This is a genomic window from Variovorax sp. P1_H12_2 (assembly GCF_056405335.1).
Genome location: NZ_JBFUCI010000331.1, coordinates 1 through 7,330 on the forward strand (window position 1 = coordinate 1; position 7,330 = coordinate 7,330).

General features: G+C 69.1%; 6 protein-coding genes. 1 reads left to right on the plus strand and 5 read right to left on the minus strand.

The features are described 5' to 3' along the window. Positions 1-40: 40 nt before the first annotated feature. From AC1D2K_RS25785 to AC1D2K_RS25800, 4 genes are read right to left on the minus strand one after another with little or no spacing between them, the layout of a single operon-like run. Positions 41-625, minus strand: a complete 585-nt coding sequence (locus tag AC1D2K_RS25785; protein WP_478092080.1) for a hypothetical protein — start codon at positions 623-625, stop codon at positions 41-43. Between the two features lie 12 nt (positions 626-637). Then, entirely contained in the window at positions 638-1,483 is an 846-nt protein-coding gene (locus tag AC1D2K_RS25790) for a DUF2092 domain-containing protein (protein ID WP_478092082.1), read from the minus strand. Positions 1,484-1,532: 49 nt separating this feature from the next. After that, the gene (locus tag AC1D2K_RS25795; protein ID WP_478092083.1) at positions 1,533-2,237 is read right to left on the minus strand and encodes a response regulator transcription factor; all 705 of its coding nucleotides are present in this window, start codon (positions 2,235-2,237) and stop codon (positions 1,533-1,535) included. Continuing rightward, positions 2,234-4,186 carry a sensor histidine kinase gene (locus tag AC1D2K_RS25800; protein ID WP_478092085.1) on the minus strand — a complete coding sequence of 651 codons (1,953 nt, stop codon included), beginning with the start codon at positions 4,184-4,186 and terminating at the stop codon, positions 2,234-2,236. Before AC1D2K_RS25800 ends, AC1D2K_RS25795 begins: the two co-directional genes overlap by 4 nt. A gap of 357 nt (positions 4,187-4,543) precedes the next feature. On the opposite strand from AC1D2K_RS25800, the gene AC1D2K_RS25805 reads away from it, so the two are divergent. Then, complete coding sequence (locus AC1D2K_RS25805; RefSeq protein WP_478092086.1) at positions 4,544-5,539, plus strand: AraC family transcriptional regulator; 996 nt, start codon at positions 4,544-4,546, stop codon at positions 5,537-5,539. 68 nt (positions 5,540-5,607) lie between these two features. Here the strand turns inward: AC1D2K_RS25805 and AC1D2K_RS25810 are convergent. Next, positions 5,608-7,330: tetratricopeptide repeat protein (locus AC1D2K_RS25810; RefSeq protein WP_478092087.1), on the minus strand; the 1,723-nt coding region annotated here is incomplete at its 5' end.

Genomic DNA, 7,330 nt, shown 5'->3' on the forward strand with positions numbered 1-7,330 from the left:
CCCATCGCCACCTTGGTGGAACTCACGCTTCGGCTGTCGCTCACGGCGCGCCCACGACGGTGTAGTAGACGCCGTTGGCGCCGTAGAAAGGCCGGAACCAGCTGTCGCCCACATGGTAGTAGTCGACGCCGAAGCGGTTCACCACGACCGCGCCTTCGGGCACCCTCGCGTAGCTCACGCCCATGGGATAGACGGCGCGGTTCGCGTTGGCGACCGCGGCGCCGGCCGCCACCCCGACGACTGCCCCCGCGGCCACCGCGCCCGCGCAGTCGTAGCAGCCGGCGTGGTAGTAGGGGACCGCCACCGGCGCGTGGTACGGCGCATAACCCGCGGCGCCGTAGGCGGGCGGGCGGTAAGTGCTGAAGCCGCCGGCGGTGGTGTGCACCGCACCGTAGCCGGCGACGCCGGTGGTGGTGCCGCCGTACATGTTGGTGTGGCTGGTGGCGCCGTCCCAGCTGTGCGTGGTGCTGCCGCCGTAGGCATTGGTGTGGGTGGCGCCACCCCACCCGCCCTCGGAATGGCCGCCGAAGCGGTTGGCGCTGGCCCAGGCGGCGGCCGGTGCGTGGAAGCCCGCCGTGATCAGCAAGATCGCCAGCAGCGGCAGGAGGGCCTTGGGTGATGTCATCGTTCGAGCTCCTTATGGCGCCTTGGCGGCCGGCTTGGCCGCCTTCTTCGCTGCCGCTGCCGCGGGCGGCTTCGGCGCGGCAAATGCGATCTTCTTCGCGTTGGCCGCGTTCATCGCCGCGAAGGCCTCGGCCGCGATGACCGGGTCGAGCTTCCAGTTGGACAGCTCCACCTGGTGGCGCAGTTGCAGCGGGTCGCCACGGAAGACGGCGCGCATCTTGCGCGGCAGCTTGTCGTCGGCGCCGATCCAGATCTGCATGAACAGGCTGTCGCTGGCGATCGCGATCATCTCGGTCGTGGTGCCGCCGACCACCTTGGACTGGCCGATGTAGAAGGCCTTCGCGAGGCCTTCGGTGAGGGTGCCGAAGGGGTCGGCGCCGACGATATCGGCGAACGGGAAATAGATCGCCGCGCTCTCGAAGGCCTGCTTCAGCATGGCGTCGATGGTGGGTGGCGCGGGCGCCACGGCGACCAGGTTCTCGGCCGGCGCGAAAGCGGTCAGCGTCTTGCCGTCGTAGTAGTACTCGGCGGGCGGGCCGTCACCCAGGGTGATGACGCGCAGCCGGTCGGGGCGTTGCAGCAGCACTTCGGAGGTGGTCGCATAGGCCAGCGAGGGCCCGACGCTGCTCGGGCTCTCGTAGGTGGCGACGGCGGTGAAGGCCATCGACTTCGCCGCCGTCAGGCTGGCGCTCATCGCGCGCAGCAGATCCATCGCCTTGGCGTCGAGCTGGGGTGCGGGTCGGGCGGGCGACTTGGCGGCGGTCTTGGCAGGCGCAACGGTCTGTGCGTTCGTGCCGGCGGCCAGTGACAGGGCCGCCGCCAGCATGAAGGCCGCTGCGATGAATCGAGACCGGATCATGAGCTGTCTCCTCGAGAAAACCTGCGATGCGCACCCCTGAGCGCGGTCATCATCCGTCCGGCGCCATGGAGGGGGAATCGGGTGCGAGGGCAAAGCGATTGCCCGAAAGGGAAGCCCCGAGCGAGGCAACCGGCGCGCAGGACGGCTGCTGCCGAAGCCGTTCGGCAAGGCGGCCGAGCTCGGCCGCCGAATCCGCGCCCAGCTTCAGCATCAGATGGGCGCGCTCGGCCTTGATGGTGCGTTCGCTGGTGTGGAGCTCGTCGGCGATCTGCTTGTTGAGTTTGCCGGCGACGACGCGATCGAACACCTCGCGCTCGCGTGCCGTCAGGGTGGCGAACAGGGCCTCGAGCCGCCTCGACGCGTCGCGAACCGAGCGCTGCGAGGCGTCGTGCGCGAGTGCCCGGTCGAGCGCCCCGAGCAGCGTGTCGCGCTGCACCGGCTTCTGCAGGAAATCCACCGCGCCGGCCTTCATCGCCCGCACGCTGGACGGCACGTCGCCACGGCCGGTGAGGAACACCACCGGCAGCATGCAGCCGTGCTGCCGCAGCACTTCCTGCAACTCCAGCCCCGATGGCCCGGGCAGGCTCACGTCGAGCAGCAGGCAGCCTGGATGGTCGGGCAGCGGGTGCAGCAGGAACTCGCCGGTCGAGGCGTAGCCGCGCGCTTCGAGCCCGGCCGCATCGAGCAGCCGCAGCAGCGCGGCGCGCAGTTCGTCGTCGTCGTCGACGACGTGGATGAGGGGCTTTTCGCTCATTGGAGTACCTCCGTGCTCGGCGCCGGGGGGTGTGCTTGCCTGGAGCGACCCGGCGCGGCGTTTCCGGGCGGCGCGGCGCTCGTCTCGACCCACCGCGGCAGTTCGAGGTGAAACACCGTGGCTTCGCCCGGCGTGCTCACGGCCCAGATGCGTCCCCCATGGGCCTCGACGATCGAGCGCGTGATCGACAGGCCGAGGCCCATGCCGCGGCGCTTGGTGCTGAAAAATGAATCGAAGAGCTTCGGCAGATGCTCCGGCACGATGCCATGGCCGCGGTCGCTCACCGTGATCTGCACCAGGGCCTCGCGCTCGGTGATCGAGACAACGATCCTGCGTCGGCTCTCGGGGAGGTCGCCGACCGCATCCATCGCGTTCAGGACCAGGTTGATGAGCACCTGCTGGATCTGGATCGGGTCGCCGACGACCCGGACCGGCGTCGCGCAGGGGCGTATCGCCAGCGTCATGGCCCGGCGCCGCGCTTCCGCGTCGAGCAATTCGCAGCCGTCGCCGACGGCTGCATTGAGTTCGAAGGGCTGCCTTGCGATGGCTTGTTTCGCCAGCAGGGTTCGCAGCCTGGCGATCACATCGCTGGCGCGCAGGTCATCGCGCCGGATGTCGGCCAGGATGTGGCCGAGATCGTCGGGCCCGTGACGCCCCGAGATGAGCAGCAGCTCGGCCGCTTCGGCATTGGCCAGGATCGCTGCGAGCGGCTGGTTGATCTCGTGGGCGATCGACGCGGCGAGCTCGCCCGCGATCGCCAGCCGCGACGCATGTGCGAGTTCGCTTCCCCGTTGCACCAGTGCCATCTCGGCCCGGCGGCGACGCCGGTGCTCGAGCACGAGCGCGGCGATCAGGCCCGCCTGCAGCAGGATCACGGTGCTGACGATGAGACCGGCTGTCCGGTAGGCTTCCCAGAAGGTGGGTTGCCTGAACGCCACCAGCGCGTCGGCCGGGATGTCGGCGTCGGCGACGCCCCAGCGCCGGGTCTGGCGCAAGTCGATGTTGAGGACGTTCGGCATCCGCTTGGGAAGTTCCAGCGACGAGGGCGTCTCGCCGCGCAGGAGGCGGTCGACGACCTGTCCCGCCTGTTGGCCTATCGATTCGAAGTGCGGCACGCGACCGCCGACCGCGCCCGTGCCGACGAAGGAGCTGAAGGTTCCATACACCGGCACCGGCGCTGCCTGCGCGATGAGCTGGACCGAGTCGTGCGGCGTGAACCACAGGCCGTCGCCGCTCTGATAGAAGCCAGGGGTGAACACCAGCGAGTCGGCGTCGAGCCCCCGGAGGCGCTTCACCAGGGCCTCGGTGGGCAGTCCGGCCAGAAACTCGGGCTTGATCCTGTCTTCGAAACGCGCCGCCTGGCCTCGAAGCAGCGCTTCCCATTGACGGTCGCGCAGCGTCGTGCCCGTCACGACGTAGATGCGCTGCGCGTTCGGATGCCAGCGCAGGGCCTGCTCGATCGTGCCGGCGATGTCGTAGTCGATCGGCACGCCCACCACGTCGGTGGGCAGGGGGCCCAGCGGCGCCGGAAAGCTCGTCGAGACCGCGGCATGGACCACCGGAACCCCCGGAAAGAGCCGTTCGCGATGGCGCAGCACGAAGTCCAGCGCATCCCTTGCGACGGCGACGACCACCGCGGGCGGATGGCCGGCGTACTTGTCGTGCAGGTAGGTCGCCATCGTTCGCTCGTAGGCCTCGCCGACGAATTCGGGGCGATCGAGGGTCTCGCTGAAGATCTGCACCGGCCGCTCGCCGGTACTGGCGATGGCGTTTCGCAGTCCGGTCTCGATGTCGACGTTGCCAGGCACCAGCCGGCCGTTGGTGTACAGGACCAGGACGTAGCGACCGGGGTCCGCGATCGCGTGGCCGCCCGTCAGGAGCAGGCACAGCGCGATGAGATTCAGCCGGGCCCATCGCCAGAAGAGCAGCCGAAGCGCAGACCTCTTCACGGCTGCGGGCGAACAGGGGATCACGGGCGATGGCCGGACGACCGGCTCCGGTTGCTTCAAAGGCGCCAGTGCGGCGCACCGTCCGGCGTGGAGGGGATGACCCTCGGAGCCATTGACCTGAAGTTCTTCGACATAGCGATTCCCTCTTGGTTTTGTTTGGCCGGTTCGGCGAGCCGATCGACGCGGGAAGTCGTCTGCGGGGTCGAACAGTAGCGAAATTCCCGGCGTCGGTCTTGACATATTGGGCCACGCGTTCGACCATGCGCCTCCACACCGAGGACTCCCGGGATGTYGAGACCAGCGCTTCGATCGCGACCTGTCCGCCTCTGGAGCCTGGGCGCCGAGGATCCGGGTACCGTGCGTRTGGCGGCCATGGCGGGCATTCCCGCGGTGATGCGCGGCAAGGGGTTCGATCCGGCGCCGGTCCTCGCCGAGGTCGGGCTCGCTCCCGGCACCTTCGACGATCCCGACCTTCACATGTCCTACCGCACGGCCGGCCTGCTGCTGCAACGCTGCGCAGAGCTCACCGGCTGCCAGCATTTCGGGCTGCTTGCCGGCCAGCATGCGACGGCCTCGTCGCTGGGACTGCTGGGCGCGCTGATCCAGAGCTCGCCCACCGTGCAGTCGGCCCTCGACAGCCTGATCGCCCATGTGCATCTGCAGACGCGCGGCGGCGTGCCGACGCATGCCGTGGAGGGCGAGAACGCCAGCTTCGGCTACGCGATCTATCTGCGGAACATGCCCGGCACGGCACAGGCCTACGATCTTGTCGCGGCCTTCGAGTTCAACATCCTGAAAGCCGTGTGTGGCCCGCGCTGGGGCCCCGTCGAGGTGTCGTTCGCCCATGGCGCGCCGAAGGATGTGCGGCCCTACCGGCGCCTGTTCGGATGCCGGCTGCGCTTCGATGCGGACCGGACCGAACTCAGCTTCAACAGGCACTGGCTTGCCCAGCCGCCGATGGCGTCCGACGTCGAGCGCCACCGGCAGTTGCAGCGCGAGATCCTGGCGCAGGAAAGCCTCGCGCCCGACGCGCTGGTCGACCACATCAGCGCCGCGCTTCGCCAGATGGTGCTGAACGGGCGCGCGACCGAAGGCCTGCTGTGCGACCTGCTCTCGGTGCCGAGGCGCACGCTGCACCGGATGCTGGCGGCGCAGGGCACGGGCTTCAGGAAACTGCTGGAGGACGTGCGCTACGAAGTCGCGCGCCAGCTGCTGATCGACACCGACATGTCGACCGCCGAACTGGCGGCGTCGCTCGACTATGCCGACGCCAGCGCCTTCAATCGCGCGTTCCGCCGCTGGACGGACTCGCCGCCTGCCGCCTGGCGCGCGAGGGCCAGATCCGTCGACTGATCTATAGCACGGTATATCATCAGAAAGGGGCCGGTATCACTCGCCATCGCGCTTTTTGTGCCCGCCCCTCAGAGCCGCGCCAGATCGGGTCCGTCCTTGGGCCCGAACCACGCCCGCCGGTAGGCCTCGCGGGCCGTGCGCTCCGCCTTGGCATCGCCCTTCCTGCGCTCGACCTCGGCCAGCCCTGCCAGTGCCCATCCGTTGTTGCGCACGCGCGCCAGGGAATCCCTGAATGCCTGCTCCGCTTCGTCGAGCTTGCCCTGGCGCAGCCTGACCGAGCCCAGCGATTGCCGGACCGGGTAGTACCAGTAGGGTGGCTCGGTGTAGGTGAGTGCGTCTTCGATGGCGATGGCTTCCGTGTACGCCTTGGCCGCACCGTCCAGATCGCCTGTCGCGTCGGCCAGCCGCCCGGTGGCGACCAGTCCCGCGGTGCGCACGATCTCCTTGGCCGGCAGCCCCCAGGGCTCGAAGGGCTTGAAGTCCGCGCTGCGTTCGATGGCGGCGATGGCGGCGATCTCCTGCTGCGCGCCTGCCTTGTCCTTGCGCGCCGCGAAGGCGACGGCGCGCGCGTAGTGGTACATGGTCGAGACCAGCACCACCTCGTCGGACGGCGCCGGAAGCTTGAGGATCGTGTCCGGGTCGCTGAATTGCGCACGTGTGGTGTAGTGCGCCGCCTTGATCGGCTGCAGGATCGGGAACAGCTTCACCAGCTCGCCCGGCACCGAGGCGTCGAGCTTCGAGGCCGCATCGATCGCCGTCTTCGCATCGCCGCCCATCTGCGCGGAGACCATCACGAAGTGGATGTTGTGCGGGTAGTAGGCGGCCTTGTAGAGCGGATCCGACGAGGAGGTCTTGAAGTAGTTCTCGTCGGCCTGGATCGCGCTGAGATTGGCCTCCAGCGATTCGCGGTACATGCCCACGCGGTAGTAGATGTGCGCGGGCATGTGCACCAGGTGGCCGGCGCCGGGTACCTGTGCGGCCAGCCGCTTCGCGTAGGGCAGCGCGCGCTCCGGCTGGGTGGACGCCTCCACCGCGTGGATGTACAGGTGGATGGCGCCGGGGTGCGCAGGATTGCGTTTGAGCACCGTCTCGAGGGCGCCGAGGATGTCTGCGCCGCGTCCCTTCGGCTGGGCGCCGCCGGCCTGCCAATAGTCCCAGGGCTGGGTGTCCATGGCCGCCTCGGCATACAGGGCCTGGATCATGTCGTCGGTCGGGAACTTCGCCGCGACGGCCTTCATGGCGTCCGCATAGGCGCCGTCCAATCTGCTGCGGTCGGGCTGGGCATCGGCGGCGTAGCGTTTCTCGAGGGCGCCGATCAGCATCCGCTCCTTCTCGCTCGCCTTGCCCTTGAGCGCCACCGCCTGGGCGAGCGCGGCCAGCGCCGGCGCGTTGGCCTCCGGCATCATCGGTACGTTGATGTTCGGGCCCAGCACCAGCGCCTCGCCCCAGAAGCACATGGCGCAACGGGGATCGAGTCGTTGCGCGGCCTGGAACGCGCGTTGCGCCTCGGCGTGATTGAAGGCGAAGGACAGGCGCAAGCCCTGGTTGAAATAGGCCTGGACCTTGGGGTCATGCGTGCCGATCGGGAACGCGAGGGTGCCGAGGTTCCGATAGAGCGGCACCGTGCCGCCGGCAGCCTGCATCGGCACCGGCTGGAAAGGTGCCGTCTCGCTCTTGACGCGGATCAGCGCCTTGAGCATCGCCGGCGGCCCGGTGACCACCGGCCCGCAGGCGCGGCCCGGCTGCGACAGCAGGGGATCGAAGGCGGGTGCCGGACCCCCGGCACCGACC